The organism is Gordonia sp. (in: high G+C Gram-positive bacteria), from assembly GCF_020438995.1.
Classification (GTDB): Bacteria; Actinomycetota; Actinomycetes; order Mycobacteriales; family Mycobacteriaceae; genus Gordonia.
This window is the reverse complement of the sequence record NZ_JAGQTN010000041.1, coordinates 99,320-112,485: the sequence shown is the minus strand read 5'-3', so window position 1 is coordinate 112,485 and position 13,166 is coordinate 99,320. Positions and strand designations below refer to the sequence as shown.

12 protein-coding genes are annotated in these 13,166 nt (G+C 62.5%); 4 read left to right on the top strand and 8 right to left on the bottom strand.

Going from position 1 to position 13,166, the window contains the following annotated elements; all coding sequences use genetic code 11:
- On the top strand, nt 1-346 hold a 346-nt coding region (locus tag KDB67_RS03580), incomplete at its 5' end, for a hypothetical protein (RefSeq protein ID WP_291012465.1).
- A 330-nt stretch (nt 347-676) separates the two neighbouring features.
- Here KDB67_RS03580 and KDB67_RS03575 read toward each other — a convergent pair.
- The 5 genes from KDB67_RS03575 to KDB67_RS03555 all read right to left on the bottom strand — a co-directional run bounded on the left by KDB67_RS03575 (nt 677) and on the right by KDB67_RS03555 (nt 8,612).
- A complete protein-coding gene (locus tag KDB67_RS03575; protein ID WP_291012463.1) occupies nt 677-1,231 on the bottom strand; it encodes a hypothetical protein in 555 nt (184 codons plus the stop codon).
- A gap of 7 nt (nt 1,232-1,238) precedes the next feature.
- Nucleotides 1,239-3,599, bottom strand: a complete 2,361-nt coding sequence (locus tag KDB67_RS03570; protein ID WP_291012460.1) for an AAA family ATPase — start codon at nt 3,597-3,599, stop codon at nt 1,239-1,241.
- Nucleotides 3,600-3,673: 74 nt separating this feature from the next.
- Nucleotides 3,674-4,909 carry a restriction endonuclease subunit S gene (locus KDB67_RS03565; RefSeq protein WP_291012457.1) on the bottom strand — a complete coding sequence of 412 codons (1,236 nt, stop codon included), beginning with the start codon at nt 4,907-4,909 and terminating at the stop codon, nt 3,674-3,676.
- The gene (locus tag KDB67_RS03560; protein ID WP_291012454.1) at nt 4,902-6,527 is read right to left on the bottom strand and encodes a class I SAM-dependent DNA methyltransferase; all 1,626 of its coding nucleotides are present in this window, start codon (nt 6,525-6,527) and stop codon (nt 4,902-4,904) included. The genes KDB67_RS03565 and KDB67_RS03560 overlap by 8 nt, the downstream gene beginning before the upstream one ends.
- Before the next feature lie 168 nt (nt 6,528-6,695).
- Complete coding sequence (locus tag KDB67_RS03555; RefSeq protein WP_291012480.1) at nt 6,696-8,612, bottom strand: helix-turn-helix domain-containing protein; 1,917 nt, start codon at nt 8,610-8,612, stop codon at nt 6,696-6,698.
- 377 nt (nt 8,613-8,989) lie between these two features.
- On the opposite strand from KDB67_RS03555, the gene KDB67_RS03550 reads away from it, so the two are divergent.
- A complete protein-coding gene (locus KDB67_RS03550) occupies nt 8,990-9,400 on the top strand; it encodes a hypothetical protein (protein ID WP_291012451.1) in 411 nt (136 codons plus the stop codon).
- A gap of 31 nt (nt 9,401-9,431) precedes the next feature.
- The gene (locus KDB67_RS03545) at nt 9,432-9,953 is read left to right on the top strand and encodes an MmpS family transport accessory protein (RefSeq protein WP_291012448.1); all 522 of its coding nucleotides are present in this window, start codon (nt 9,432-9,434) and stop codon (nt 9,951-9,953) included.
- Here KDB67_RS03545 and KDB67_RS03540 read toward each other — a convergent pair.
- Nucleotides 9,950-11,014 (bottom strand): acyl-CoA dehydrogenase family protein, encoded by a 1,065-nt coding sequence (locus KDB67_RS03540; RefSeq protein ID WP_291012445.1) that lies wholly within the window; start codon nt 11,012-11,014, stop codon nt 9,950-9,952. The genes KDB67_RS03545 and KDB67_RS03540 overlap by 4 nt on opposite strands.
- Before the next feature lie 88 nt (nt 11,015-11,102).
- Here KDB67_RS03540 and KDB67_RS03535 point away from each other — a divergent pair, with 88 nt between their 5' ends.
- Complete coding sequence (locus KDB67_RS03535) at nt 11,103-11,495, top strand: VOC family protein (protein WP_291012442.1); 393 nt, start codon at nt 11,103-11,105, stop codon at nt 11,493-11,495.
- Here KDB67_RS03535 and KDB67_RS03530 read toward each other — a convergent pair.
- Both KDB67_RS03530 and KDB67_RS03525 read right to left on the bottom strand, forming a co-directional pair.
- Nucleotides 11,477-12,145 carry a helix-turn-helix domain-containing protein gene (locus tag KDB67_RS03530; protein ID WP_291012439.1) on the bottom strand — a complete coding sequence of 223 codons (669 nt, stop codon included), beginning with the start codon at nt 12,143-12,145 and terminating at the stop codon, nt 11,477-11,479. The two genes, KDB67_RS03535 and KDB67_RS03530, sit on opposite strands and share 19 nt — an antisense overlap.
- 29 nt (nt 12,146-12,174) lie before the next feature.
- A complete protein-coding gene (locus tag KDB67_RS03525; RefSeq protein ID WP_291012433.1) occupies nt 12,175-13,056 on the bottom strand; it encodes an SIP domain-containing protein in 882 nt (293 codons plus the stop codon).
- Nucleotides 13,057-13,166 lie beyond the last annotated feature (110 nt).

Below are 13,166 nucleotides of genomic sequence, written 5' to 3'. Positions count from 1 at the left end.
TTCACCGACAAGGTGCTTCTCCCGGTCTGATAGTTTTTGGCTTCGCAACCTCAATTATCAACCAGGACAAGCACTTTTGTCTTCTCAAACGCCGGAACTCCCACCACTACTCGCGGATCTAGGTCAGTTCAGGCAACGGTTTCAACAGTTGCGTGAAGCGGTACGTGATCGCGTACCGCTGGACTGGTACAGCTCCGATGATCCCAGGTATGTCGATTTCAAGACACTCGCCACTCGAGTGGAGCGGATCATCCTGAGCGAAACTAGATTGCCAGAAAACGACGATGATACACCCGCACGTGTGCTAATCGAGATTACATCCAATCGATGGGAAAGGCGAAATTAGTATATCAATTTCACCTTGGGGCACTATACGAGAATGTCCTTGACGGACAATTTTCCGGCTGCCCTCTGCGCCGAGGATCTCGTAGACGACCCGGAAGCTGTGGCCCTTGAGGAACTCCGATCAGATCACCGAACATTTTTCGTGACGTTCGCTCGTAGCTCATGTCGTCACGCAATAGAGATAGAAATCGGACACACCACAGGGTACCGGACCCTGCCACATGCGACCGCTATCGCGCCGCTTTGGGTGCAGGCGGTAGTGGGGACCGAAGGAAGCATGAAGTGTCGATATGCCCAACGTTCGCGATCATCGCCACGCTACCGCTCGTCATCAGCAAACGGACTCGCTGCTACACACGGCTTCGGCCAGCCCCGGAGCACCGGGAAACGTCCGAGGATGGTCAGTTTCACCACGGAGGTGGTCCCGACTGGTCCTGATCGTCTCAAGCTCAGCCCAAGCATCCGCGAGGCTTTGCACCCACCGCGCGATCCCCAGGGTGTATGCAATGTCTGGGTCATCTGTAACGCCAGGAAGGGTCTGGAAAGCTGTATCGAAGGTCAGAACATCGGGGATCATCGACCATTCAATGGGTGCCCGCGGCGCGCCGGACTTCGTCAGTGACAATGTGTTCAATGTTTCCAACCGATGCTGTTCAGCGAGTACCACCTTCCAGCATTCTTCAAACTGGAAAACCTCCATCTCCATCACCGATTCCGGGGTCGGTCCCTGGCCTGCAAGTAGTACAGCGCTGGTCTTCGATGCGGGCACGTGCCCGGACGTCCATGCTCCGACCAATCTTGTCATCACCGGCTCAGGACGTACCGAAACCTGCCAAGAAATTACCCGGTCCTCGCCGGCGTTGACAACCACGACATAAGAGAACACCCTCTATCTACCTTTCCTCTACTTCCGAAACCCAGTCAAGGAACTCTCCGGTCGCGACGATTGCTTTGTTGTACTTCTTCGCGTCCTGACTCTTCCTTGACTGAGACCCTATCTGTGCGGTTACAAGCACATCGCATCTACTCTTGGTCACAGCCTTGACCACCGTCAAGCCGCTCCTGCCGGCAAGTGCTTCCAGATCCCGTTTGCTCACCACCTCCCCGTTTGGATCAACGTAGCTGCCGGTAAAGCATACTCTCGCGCCGGGCCTCAACACTTCCGCAAGACAAGGTGCCATGAGATCGGTCGCATCCCGGAGCGGCGATCTCACGAGCGCTTCTACGCGGTCCAGCCGCTCGATAAGCCCCTCCGAGAGACGCCCAGCGCCCTCAGCCACGCTCCGAAGGCGCGCGGTTACAGCGCGGGCGACGTGGCCGTCTGTCACGAAATCCTCGGAAATCGACCCTGCGTCCGGACGCTTGTGCAAAGCCACTTCGCTCAGAATCAAGCTGTCGCGAACCACTTGGCTCCCCGAAATTCGGGACCCGGCCGATTCCGGTTGTACCAGCCCGTCTCGCGATAGGAGGTACCCAGACGACGAGCCTCGTTCCTCATACTCCGAGAAGACCTGGGCTACGTCGTCAACAGGACCTAACGATGCCCAATACAGATCACGAACTGCCTGTTGCAAGGCGGTTCTGGGTTGAATGTCGTCTGGCATGATTGTCACTACCGTTCCCAGTGGCAATGCAATCGACTGTCCCAGTCTCTTGGCCTCGTGGTCAAGAATCTCGGCGACGCGGTCCAGGTCGGCACCAACCGGCGTACAACCTGTAACGAAAGGTGCGATCACGGACCACGCCTCCGTCAGCGTCGGAGCAATCAACAGGTCGTCGTTCGATAGGCCGTAGTCCGCCAGTGCGTCTCCTGGGTCTCGTTGCGGATTTACGATGCTGGATATTCTGCTTCCGTCGGAGAACGCTACACCAATTTCCACTGGCCGCGCCTTGCCCCCGAACGTCGAGTCCGCCCCCACCGTCCAGACTGATATGGCACACCGAGGAGCTTCCACGGCACCAGGGTCATGCGGAGACAGAAACCTCTTCACCCGGATGTCGGTCCTCAGGTCCTTCGGCGCAACAGGCTTAGTAAGCACTATCCCTTCCAAGGAAGTTGCACGACTGAGTGCAACGTAAGTCTGCCCATCGCTGAACGTACCCCCCGATAGATCCACGACCATCCGATCGAGCGTCTGGCCTTGGCTCTTGTGAATCGTGATCGCCCAGGCAAGCCTGAAAGGAACCTGCTCGAATACGCCGACAACCTGGTGCACAATTCTGCCATCCTCTACGCTAGGACGTGTAGTTTCCCAACGGTGTCGACCTACCCATGCAGTGCCACCCGTTCGGAATTCGACCAGGACCCGATCGCCTTCAGTAGGATCAACAGCCACAATTGTGCCGACCGTTCCATTGACCCACCGATCGGCAGGATCATTGGTAAGCATCATGATCTGTGCACCCACCTTGTACTTCACGACGGGATCGTTCGGCTCCTCTACATCCGAAATATCGCCCTCGACTGAGGAATGGCTTTCGTACGAAACACCTTCCAGGGCGTCGAGCCTCATGCTGTTCCGCGCGGCTGCAATCCTATTGGTGGTTGTCAACGTCAACCAGAACTCATCATTCGGAATACTGAAGTCAGGAATCACACGACGGTTCAGCGCATCACACACACCTCCTGCGGCATCTCCTTCTCGTACTTCGTTGAGCAGCTGTGTCAGTTCAGGGTCACCTGATTGGCGAAAAACCTTGGTCAGGACGAACGGTGGAACGAGTTCACGGATATATCGGTGGCCGGAGAAGAAGAACGGAGAATCGTACACGGTCCGGAAATAGTCCTTCTCCTCATCTCGAACGACTGGTGGGAGCTGATACAGGTCACCGACGAGAACGAGCTGCACACCTCCGAAGGGTTTCTCCGGCTGCGGGCCATACATTTCAAGTATTGCGACAATCATGTCGAAGGTGTCCGCCCTCAACATCGACGCCTCGTCGATAATCAGGGTCTGAATCGATCTGATAACCCGCGAACGTGACTTCGGATGATAGCTGCCGCTATTCACATCGTACTCAGTCGTTCCTGGTTTCATACCAAGCAGCCGGTGAACAGTCTCGCCACCAATATTGAGCGCGGCAATTCCGGTGGTAGCGGTAACGAACACTTGGGCGTCAGATGTAGCAATGAAGTCACGTATCAGAGTGGACTTACCTGTTCCAGCTTTACCGGTCAAGAATATGCTATGACCCTTGTGCAGCGCGTCAAGAGCCGTAGCGAATTCGGCCGTATATTCAATATCAGGATTCACCTGATACTCCTCCCTCTTGGATCGGGACGAAACCACCACCTACCGTTAGGTAGTCGACACGTCACGATTCCAGGCTACTCAGGTGAACCACCGTTGATGCTGTTTACCGAAATCCTTCCCGACATCAGGAGAGGGAGGAGTTGGTCGCGGGTATACGCGAGGGCAGCGTTTTCGTTCACGAGTGCGTGGGCCTGACCCAGTAGTTGACGTTGAACCGCTCCGATTTCTTGCTGTGTCGCGATGTCCGGGACCGGAATCGATACGCTGCCGACGTCTTTCAAGTTGACGTATGGCGCCATGTCGCTCTTATGCATCAGGGGTTCGATCTGGCGTTGCGGATCGTCGCTGAGGAACCAGCCGGCAAAGTAGCCCCAGTCAAGACCGCTCGCGTCCTCTACCCGGAAGTAGCAACACTGTGGGCTGTAGACGGCCAGATCGACCTGACTAGGTACCACCGCAACTCGTCCGACGGTTCCCTTCGTCGTCATGACAAGATCACCCGGCTGGATAGTCTTGGCGCCGATCCTGCTTGCGTAATCGGTTGAGACGCAGTTTCCCCCATCCGGGAACGTCAGCTTCGCTCCCTTCACATCAGCGGCCCGAACTATCGCATAGCCCGACTCTGCCAGCTCCGACTTCTTCGTCCGGTACCCGTCACCGAATGCGAGCGACCCGCGAGCAGCGAGGTCGGAAAGTGACATCCGTTCGCTCCCTACCGACCGACTGAACTGCTCAAACTCCGCTTTCGCCAGGGATCTCCCAGCCGCGATCGCCCGCTCGTTTGCTGCGATCTTGTCGTCGAGAGCGCCAAGGACTTCGGCGATGGCTCGTTGGGTTCTCAGCGGTGGCAGGGATAGTTCAATTGAACGCAGATCCCGCAGCGAAATATAAGGGGCCATATCAGTGCTTGCAGATCTATCGCTCCGTTGGCGGCCGAAGGCCGATGACTTGAACCAGTAGGCGAGGTAGCGAGGATGTAAACCATTCCCTGGCCGAACCCTGAAATAGCACATCTGTGGGCTGTAAACGACCTGCTCCAAGCCCTCCGGGTAGATCGCGACACGGCCCACAGTGCCCTTCGTTGACAGAAGCACGTCTCCAGGTTCGCTCAGCTTGGGTCCGATCGCACGTCGGTACTCCTCTCGGACGTGGTCCGGGCCGTCTGCATGTACGGCCCAGTCTTCCATGTCCGCAACACGGAGAATACGGAACCCTTCGTCGCCGAGTTCCGTACGCTTGGTGCGATAGCCATCACCCAATTCGAGGACACCCTCATCTGCCAGCGTGCCTAGAGTCGTTACCTCACCCATGAACCCGCCCCATCTGCTCCCGCACCACAACATCCAAGCGCGCTGACTCATCCAGCGCCGCAAACAACTCCGTCTTCAACCGGGCGATCTTTTCGGCGATGGGTTCGCCGTCGTCTTCTACTTCGGGGGCTCCGACGTAGCGGCCGGGGGTGAGGGCGTAGCCGGCGGCGGCGATCTCGGCTAACGAAGCGGACTTGCAGAAGCCGGGGACATCCTCGTACGAGATACCCTTGGCCACAGCAGAACTAGAGCCGCGCCAGGCGTGGTAGGTGTCGCCGATGCGCACGATGTCGTCGTCGGAGAGGGCGCGTTCGGCGCGGTCGACCATGTAGCCGAGGTCGCGGGCGTCGATGAACAGGACCTGGCCGGAACGGTCCTCCGAACCTTGGGTGCCCTTTGTCTTGTCTTTGGCGAAGAACCAGAGGCAGACCGGGATTCCGGTGGAGCGGAACAATTGAGTGGGGAGGGCGATCATGGCCGATACGAGGTCGGCGTCGACGATTTCGCGGCGGATGTCGCCTTCGCCGTTGGAGTTGGACGACATGGAGCCGTTGGCCAGGACCACGCCCGCTTTGCCGCCGGGGGCGAGTTTGTACAGGATGTGTTGCAGCCAGGCGTAATTGGCGTTGCGGACCGGGGGGACGCCGTAGCGCCAGCGGGGGTCGTCCTCGTTGCGGGCCCAGTCCTTGATGTTGAACGGGGGGTTGGCCATGACGTAGTCCATCTGGACGTCGGCGTGTTGGTCGCGGGCGAAGGTGTCGCCCCAGCGCGAACCCACGCCGTTGTTGTCGATGCCGTGGATGGCGAGGTTCATCTTGGCCATCCGCCAGGTTTCTTCGATGGCTTCCTGGCCGTAGATGGCGACGTCTTTCGGGTCGCCGTCGTGTTCGTAGATGAACTGTTCGGTCTGCACGAACATGCCGCCCGAACCGCAGCATGGGTCGTAGACGCGGCCCTTCTTGGGTTCGAGGACTTCGACGATGACCCGCACGACGCTGCGGGGGGTGAAGAACTCGCCGCCCCGTTTGCCTTCGGCCCTTGCGAAATTGCCGAGGAAGTATTCGTAGACCTCGCCCATCAGGTCGCGGGCCTTGTGTTCGCCCTGCCTTGAGAATCTGGCGCTGTTGAACAGGTCGATCAGTTCACCGAGGCGGCGCTGATCGATGTTGTCGCGGTTGTAGATTCGGGGCAGGGTGCCCTGTAGCGATTTGTTCGCGGCCATTACCGCGTCCATCGCCTCGTCGATCAGCTCGCCTACGTTCCTGGCCGGCTGATCGTCGGTGGCCGGTTTGCCTTTGGCATTTTCGGCCAGATACGTCCAGCGGGCGATCGGGGGGACCACGAACACGCCGTAGCCCTGGTACTCCTCCGGGTCGTCGATCAGTTCGGTGATCTGGTCGTCGTCCATGCCGTCGGCTATCAGCTCCGCCCGGATCGCTTCTCTGCGTTCGTCGTAGGCGTCGGAGACGTATTTGAGGAACACCAGGCCCAGGATGACGTCCTTGTACTGGTTCGCCGACAGCGAGCCGCGGAGTTTGTCGGCGGCCTTCCACAGGGTGTCCTTGAGTTCCTTCATCGTCGAAGGGGTTGCGGGGGGCTGTTTTTGGCCGGGGGGCATGGGGTGGGGGTTCCTCTTTGCGGTTATGGGTGGTTGGTTTGGGAGCCTTGGGTCGCCGGACCCTTCGTGACCCTCGCTCCTTCGTCGCTTCGGCCTCAGGGATCAAGATGAGACCACGGTGTTGCCGGTCACGATTGCGATAGGGAAAGCTCCTTCGTCGCTTTGGGCTCAGGGTCCGTCTGCGGGTCGGGCGGTGTGGGTGGTTACCTCGATTCCGGTCGTGGTGTCGGCGGTGTCCAGGGTGACAGCACCGGCGGCGACGCCGTTGATCAGGGCTGTCGCCAGATCGTGGGCGGCGCGGACCTTGGCTTCGGCCTCGGTGCGGTAGCCGGTGACCTGGGCCAGGACGGTTTCGAGGTGGCGGGCGTCGTCGTCGGTGAGGTTGGGGATGCTCCACGTCTGCCATTCGGAACCCGGTTCGGCGAGCGTGTTGACGGCGGTGGCCAGCAGGTTCGGACCGAATGCGGCGTTGGGGCCGATGCGCAGGAGTTTGGCGGGGGATGCGACCAGTGAGCCGCCGTGCGGGTCGATCCAGGCCCGCGGCAGCGGCTTTTCCGTGAACACGACGTCGCCGGGGTCGGTGCGGCGGGCCTTCGGGTAGAGCTGGGCCGCGTCGAACGGGTCGAGCATGAGCGTGCGATCGGGCAGTACCGGGACCGTTCCGGCCGGATCGTGATGGTCGGCATTGAACCGGCTCCCCGAATACACCGAGATGAGACCACGTTCGCATAGTTCGTGAAAAGAATACTGCTGCAACCGGAATCGGCCCGGCGACATACCGATCGGCACGTCGAGCGGCGGCAGCAGCGCCGATGTCACCAGGGTTGCCGCGTGCACCCGATCGGTGTACTGCGACGGGTCGTCGGTGAGCAGGCGCGGGGCACTCGTGCCACGGGGAACGAGCGTGCCCGAAGTGCGGATCCGCTGTAACTCACGCGACCGCGCGTAACGGTAGGCCCGCCGCGACCCGGCCAGGCCACCACCGACGATGGAATCCTCAAGGGCCGCAGCGATATCGGCGGCGAGATCGGCTGACTCACCCGGTGCCGCCAGATCGACCGTCGCCACCTCGCCGGCCTCCGCCCCGCCCAGGCATACCCACACACCCAGACACTGACGGTGCGCCTCCCGCCACAATCCACGCGGAAGACGCAGCGCGGCAACCAGATTGCCGACACCCAGGGTTTGCAGGCGCCGCGTGTGCAGGGACCCGGCCAGATGATCGGTCAGTTCCCTGGCCGGGCCCAGCACCACCGCCGCACAGCCCGGCGCGAGATCGAGCACGACGTCGTCGAGGCCGTCGAGGGCCTCCCGATCGGTGAGCCCCACCAGCGACGACACCGTCACCGTCGGGCGGTACGCCACTGAGTCGACGTCGACACCCAGAATGAGTGCGCGACGCCGCAATTCACGGGTGGCGGCGTCGCGTGCATGCACCACGAGCGATCCTTCGGGGGCGGCCACCGATAGGGCAAGCGCCGGATCGCCGGCCGGGATCAGCGGCACACCGTCACCACCGATATGGGTGCGTGCGGCGCCGACCACTGTGCGCACCACGTCGACCGCGTCGGCTGTCAGATCACGCAGGCCGAGCTCCCGTCCGACTCTGCTGGTCTCCAGCCGGGTGAGAGCGTCGGCGGGGCCGTACGAGGCGCCGATCAGATCATCGACGTAGCCGAGCACATCCCCCGTGACCGAGAGCCTGCGCACCTCGCGAAGCAGCAACTCGTCGTCGGGGTCGGCGGCGCGGGCAGTGTCGACGAGATCGCTGTGCGACATCGACCCGAAATCGGCCCCCGACAGCGCGTACAGCGCCAGCAGGGTGACGACATCGCCGAAACGTGCCTCGTCCGGGGCGGTGAAAGCTGCCGCATCCAGGGCCTGATCGGCCTGGTTGTTGCCGCGACCGGTGCGCTGCAACCAGTCGACGACGTCGGTGCGGTCGAAGCGGTCGACGCCGTCGACGCGCTCGACCACCGCGGGAAAGGGCATGACCTCGCCGCGCACCGTGGTGCGTTTGCGCCACTGGCTGACGGCAGGGCGGGATACCCTCGCCAGGGTCGCGATGTCCTGCATCGTCAACATGCTCACGCCGGTCACCTCCTCGTGGTCGCACCGATTCCTTCCGTCGACGACAGTAGCCGTCTGGCGTGACATTCGGATGCGTGATTCCTGTTAAGGCCACTTAACAGCAATCGATATCGACACCAGGTCTTGCCCAGGTCATCGTTGTGCAGGCCGCCGGCCCTGGTGGTCGAGAACAAGTGCCGAACCGGTTTGTCAGACCCTCATGCAATAGTCCTCGGCATCGACAAGCTGCACAGGTTTCCTGAGGTAGCAGAGGGCGGCGAGGCCGCTCTACCTCGATATCGACCCACCCACGCGGACTCCGGATCGTTGCCGGCCGTCCGCATAACCGGATCAGCGAGTCACACTTTCGCGTCCACATGAAGGAGAGTTTCATGAACAAGAAGCAGATTGTCGCGGCCGTCGCGATCACCGCAGCCGCAGCCGCCAACGTCGCGATCGGGGTAGGCACCGCGGTCGCGAGCACCGAGGACCCCACCGCCGGCGACCGGGTCCGCTACGTCTTCATCAGCGACGTCGCAAACAACATGTCGTCCAACTGGTTCAACGCCGACAACGATCAATCCTCGCTCACCACAACCCATTTGCCGACATACGGCAAGTACACGCGGTCCGGCTCCAAGTTGTACTCGGGCACGCAGTCATTCACCTCTCGGTCGACCTACCAGCTCACCGCGGCCGCCATCCAGACAGACGGCTACTACGCCGAATGCCGAGTGTTCGTCAACGGCGTTCAGAAGTCGGTGAATTCGGCGACGGGCCGTTACGCCCTCGCCGTCTGCTGACCACCACCCGCCCAACATCCCAAGGAGAATCATGAGCAACAATCCGCCTCCCCAGTTCCCGCAGGGGCAGTATCCCCAGCAGCCGTATGGTCAGCAGCCGTACGGTCAGCAGCTGTACGGGGGCCAGTACCCGCCGCAGATGCCGCCCGCGCGCAAGCGCAAGAAGTGGCCGTGGATTCTCGGCGGCATCATCCTGCTGTTCGTCGCGATGGTCGGCGGCTGCGTAGCACTCATCGGCGGCGCCGCCAACGAGATCGACAAGGAGATGAACCGGGAGGTCATCGTCACCTACCGCGTCACCGGAACCGGAACGGGTTCGATCACCTGGACCGACAAGGACTTCAACATGGCGCAGGAGACCGACGCGCCGCTGCCGTGGGAGAAGCAGGTCACGGTATCCGGGTTCGGCAAGATCGCGTCGCTGACCGTCACCAACAGCAGCGACGACGGCGCGACCTCGACCTGCGAGATCGTCGTCGACGGCGAGGTGAAGTACACCCAGACGGCCAAAGGTCCGTTCGCCAGCGCCAACTGCTCCGGCAGCGTCGGTTAGGAACTGTCCTCCACGCCACTGAATTGGTGAACGAGGAGATCCTTCAATGCGGGGCGGCTGGCCGCGACCAGCGTGAACGCGGCCTCCCGGACCAGCCGCTCCGCATGGGAGCCCCTGATGAGCGCCGGGCCGCCGCCGGCCGCGACCAGCGCCGACGCCGCATCGACCGCCAGCCGGGCCGCGTCGGCGCGGGCCCGGATGAGGGCATCGGGGTCGCCGAGTCCCTGGTCGAGGCGGGAACGGACCTCGTCACCGCGGCGGCGCAACGCCTGTGCCGCGTCGGCGTGGCCGGACTCGTCGAGAAGTCCGACGGACCGGCGGATCACCCCGAACGGCTGAGTCCCGTTGATCCGGACGCCGATGGTCTGGGTGGCGAAGAAGGTTTCCAGCGGAACCCGGCTGACGACGTCGGCGTCGCGAACGATCAGCGAATTGACCGCCAACGCAACTGTGCGGGAACCATTTCCGGCGGTCAGATCAACCGAAGCCGACCGGACCGCAGACGTCGGCAGTTTGTCCGTCTCGATGATCGCCGCGACGACGTCGTCGGTGTCGACATCGCGGGCGCTGATCTGCAGCAGTTCGGTGATGCCCCAACCGCTGACGAACGGCGCGTAACCGTCCAGGCGCCAGCCACCGTCGACGCGGGTCGCACGCATCCGCGGCGGCGTGGGGACGGCTCCCGCATAGGCGACGCCGGCGCGCTTCGTCCCCGACGTCGCTTTAGACAGAAAACGTTCCCGCAGTTCAGCATTGGATGTTGTGGCGAGTGCGATCACGACACCGTGATGCTGGAGCCAGGTGAATGCGGTGGTGAGGCAGCCGCTCATCATCACCTCGAGGATCTCGATGAGCTGCCCGAACTCGAGTCCCGGACCACCGAGTTCGCCCGGTAGTGCAATGCCGTAGAAGCCGGCGTCGGCGAGCGTGCGCCAGTGCGAGTCCGGGATCGTCGAGGTCCGGTCGACTTCACCCGCCGCCGGGAACAGCACGTCGTCGGCGATCCGGTAGGCCTCGGCGACGAGCTCGCGACCGGCTTCTTCCTGATTGTCAGCGCTCACCCGACCACCCTACGACGCCGGCTGCCTGATTCCGGCGTGTCCGAAACGTTCATGCGGCGCCGGGGTGTCGCCGGTTAGCGTCGACGTCATGAACAAACCGATTCCCAACGCGCTGTCCATCGTGGTCGCCGACATGGCCGCGGCCGTTGCGTTCTACACGCGGTGCGGCCTGAGCTTCGCCGGTGACGCCACATCCGCACCGCATGCGGAGGCGCAGGCAGGTGACTGGCGCGTCATGTTCGACACGCGGGAGGTGATGACGTCGATCGATCCGTCGTGGACACCGCCGGCGGGTGGTCACGCGATGGCGGTGGCGTTCGCGTGCGCCACGCCGACCGACGTCGACGCCGTGCATGACGCACTGGTCGCCGCGGGTGCGCCGTCGGTACACGCACCGTTCGACGCCCCGTGGGGCCAGCGTTATGCGACGGTCCGCGATCCTGACGGCAACGCCGTCGACTTCTACTGTGCGCTCGCCTGATCGGCGGTGAAGGTGACCGGTGATCGGCCGGTGAGCTCGGTGAGATCGCGGAACATGTGCGCGTAGTCGGCGTAGCCCACCGCATGCGAGACGGTCGTGGGATCGGCGCGGGGCAGCAGGGCGACGGCGCGTTGCATGCGCAGGATCCGGGCGAGTGTCTTGGGTCCATACCCGAAGTGCTGCAATGATAGTCGGTGCAGAGTCCGGGTGGTGATGCCGAGTCGGTCGGCAGTGTCCGCCACAGAACCGCCATCGCCGAGCATCGTCGCGGCAGCCGCCACCGGTGGGGGACGATAAGCCGTTTCCGTACAGAGCATCGCCAGTGCTGCCGCGGGATCATCACCGCCGCAAAGCTGTTCGGTCCACTGATCGACCCGGTACGACGGCCAGAGATCCGCGGCGGGGATTCGGACATCGGTCAGAGCGTGGGCGGCGTGGCCGATCACCGAGGGTCCGACACCGGGACGGAACCGAAACCCTATGGGCGACCACGTGTTCGGCGAACTCCCGACATAAGGACCGGTGTCGGGACCTGCGACGAGGAGCCGCTCACCGCTCCAAATGATGTCCATACATCCGTCAGGCAGCACCGTGTACTCACCGGCAAGATGACCCGCACGCCACAGCACACCGGCCGACCGATCACCCATCCCACTCTCCTTGACCGACACCAGATCCGTTACAGCCCTGCCTGTTCGAGCGCCTGCTCGTAGGTGTCCATCGCCTCGTCAGCAGACTGCCCCGCAGCCACCGCCTGGTCATAAACCTTCATGAACTCGTCGGCCCGCGCATTGAAGCGCGTGAGCCACCGCTCGGAATCCCGCCGCCAGTAGCCGACGACGTCGTACCGGTCTCTGCCGAATCCCGCTGCACGCAAGGTCTTTTTGGCGGCGCGAATATCGGCTGATTCAGCCGAGTACCAGACATAGGCATCGGGTTTCGGGTCGAGTTCGGCCAGGGCCGCCGACAACCGCGACTCAGCGGCATCGTTTCCCGAACCGACCAATTCGACGACGGTGGTGTTGTCTCGGTGCGGAAGGTATGAAAGATCCTCGGCATCAAGCACTTCGGCGAGAACCGTGACGGCTATATGGCCGGGTGTGTTCTCCAGGATACGGGCGAGCGCCGGCAACGCCGCCAGGTCTGCGCCCAGCACATGCCGCGTGGCGTCGGCGGGCGGGTCGTACCACGACCGCGGACCGGCCATCAGCAGTTGCCACCCCGGCTCCGCCTTGCGGAACCAGTCGACGGCGAGTCCATGCGGATGCTCGGCAATGTCGATGATCAGCTCGCGAGATACGTTGTCGTAGCCGCGGATCGTGAAGTTGCGGTTACCCAGGCTGCGCTCGGTGTCGGCGACCTCCCAGCCCCCGAACGACTCCGGGCCGTCGCTCTGCTCGGTCCGCAACGCGACGCCGTCTCGGGAAAAGTACAGCACCACCGACTCATCGCCGGGTCTGATAGGCACATACCCACCGTCGACGACGAACGTCGCACGGATCATGTTCGGCGTGACGTGCCCGATCCCCGTAAGCGTGCCGACGAAACTGTCCCATCTCATGACTGCCATTGTCGACCACCTGACTGCGGCTGCGTGTGCCGACCGCTGGCTGTGTACAACTGAATACTTATCCACAGATGTGCCGACAGGCCCTGCTCACGCGACCCGAT

Coding starts and splice junctions, on each gene's coding strand:
- KDB67_RS03550 (WP_291012451.1), top strand. CDS start 8,990: ATGAACAAGAAGCAGATTGTCGCGGCCGTCGCGATCACCGCAGCCGCA.
- KDB67_RS03535 (WP_291012442.1), top strand. CDS start 11,103: ATGAACAAACCGATTCCCAACGCGCTGTCCATCGTGGTCGCCGACATG.
- KDB67_RS03545 (WP_291012448.1), top strand. CDS start 9,432: ATGAGCAACAATCCGCCTCCCCAGTTCCCGCAGGGGCAGTATCCCCAG.
- KDB67_RS03525 (WP_291012433.1), bottom strand. CDS start 13,056: ATGAGATGGGACAGTTTCGTCGGCACGCTTACGGGGATCGGGCACGTC.
- KDB67_RS03530 (WP_291012439.1), bottom strand. CDS start 12,145: ATGGGTGATCGGTCGGCCGGTGTGCTGTGGCGTGCGGGTCATCTTGCC.
- KDB67_RS03565 (WP_291012457.1), bottom strand. CDS start 4,909: ATGGGTGAGGTAACGACTCTAGGCACGCTGGCAGATGAGGGTGTCCTC.
- KDB67_RS03560 (WP_291012454.1), bottom strand. CDS start 6,527: ATGCCCCCCGGCCAAAAACAGCCCCCCGCAACCCCTTCGACGATGAAG.
- KDB67_RS03555 (WP_291012480.1), bottom strand. CDS start 8,612: ATGTTGACGATGCAGGACATCGCGACCCTGGCGAGGGTATCCCGCCCT.